This window comes from Desulfocucumis palustris, from assembly GCF_002933875.1.
GTDB classification, from domain to species: Bacteria; Bacillota; Desulfotomaculia; order Desulfotomaculales; family Desulfocucumaceae; genus Desulfocucumis; species Desulfocucumis palustris.
Map to the genome: position 1 here is coordinate 1 of NZ_BFAV01000137.1, position 1,272 is coordinate 1,272.

Sequence of the window (1,272 nt, forward strand, 5' to 3'; positions counted from 1 at the left end):
TACAGGCTGAATGCAAAAAATAATCCTCCAGTTGACGATCGCCATTATAACCGATTTGAGTTCATGTTTAAAGGCACTCTGTTTTTAATCGCTTACGCTTACGGTGATTTTTGTAATGTCTTTGAGTACATTGGTTTATGCTAATGAAGAAAAGTCTACCGAACAGGTACCTTCATCGGAATATTCCAATGAAATAGAGTCTGCCGAACAAAGTGTTTATGATTTTTTTACGGCAGTTCAAAATAAAGATTATGACACTTTGAATAGAGTTTCCATAGACAAATGGATGAGCGAAGATGTGCGAAGAAATACTATCGAGCTGCAACATGAACAAGCAATGATTGCAGAAAAGATAACTATACTATCTAGTGAGAAGTGTGGCGAAGACATGGTTAACGTTAAAGTTAGGTATGTTTTGGCTGGTGAAGAGCGCATAAAGACCTACCCCGTAGTGTTGGTTAACAACGAGTGGATAGTAAATGTTGGTGATGCCGTGGAGCCATCGGTAGTTGTTATGGAGACAGATAGAGTTCAAGTTCATGTGCCCGATTATTCCACGAAGGGGGTAACTGGTAACGACGTGAGTTACTCGGATACTTTAAATATGACTGTGCGTTATTACTTTCCCTGCTTTATGTCAAATGCTGCTAAGACAATAACAGTACTAGTACAGTGTCAACTCTTAAACTGTGGATAAAGCCGCTTTAGTTTGATTCTTGCATCATCGGTCGTGAACTGCCAGTCAACACCTTTTTGGTTTCTATTTCTTGCGGTTTCCCATTCCGCTAGTTCAAGACGGAGGGAATCAATTGAAGAAATCCGGCGATCCAGGCACTGTTTGGTCATTACGCTCAGTTCGATTTCGGCTATGTTGAGCCAACTACCGTGCTTCGGTGTGTAGTGGATTTCCAAGCGTTTGGCCAGATTCCTGGCTACATCCGGCGTAAATGCTTCGTAAAGCGATGCCATGGTATGAGTGTTCAGGTTATCCATTACTAATCGGATTTTATGCGCTTTGGGATAATAAACCTCAAGCACTTCCCGGACTTGATTTGCCCAGTCAACCCGAGTTCTTCTTTCACAGGCCGTCACCTGCCTCCAACCAGCCAGCGGTTCTGTGAAGACAAAGATGCTGCAGGTTCCGTTTCTAACATATTCTCCGTCCCGGCGTTCAGCCTTCCCGGGCTTCATCGGTATCGGTTCCCTGGTTTCATCAAGAAGTTGGTACGGTTTTTCGTCCATGCAGATGACCGGATATAGTCTGCAATATTG

At 43.2% G+C, this 1,272-nt stretch carries 2 protein-coding genes; one reads left to right on the forward strand and one right to left on the reverse strand.

Annotated features, from left to right (window positions below):
• The first annotated feature begins 115 nt into the window (after positions 1 to 115).
• Positions 116 to 697, forward strand: coding sequence for a hypothetical protein (locus tag DCCM_RS11805; protein WP_104372604.1), 582 nt, complete (start codon positions 116 to 118; stop codon positions 695 to 697).
• Here the strand turns inward: DCCM_RS11805 and DCCM_RS11810 are convergent.
• Positions 676 to 1,272, reverse strand: a 597-nt coding sequence (locus tag DCCM_RS11810; RefSeq protein ID WP_128739146.1) for an IS630 family transposase, incomplete at its 5' end; no start/stop codon positions are given. The two genes, DCCM_RS11805 and DCCM_RS11810, sit on opposite strands and share 22 nt — an antisense overlap.

Coding starts and splice junctions, on each gene's coding strand:
- DCCM_RS11805 (WP_104372604.1), top strand. CDS start 116: ATGTCTTTGAGTACATTGGTTTATGCTAATGAAGAAAAGTCTACCGAA.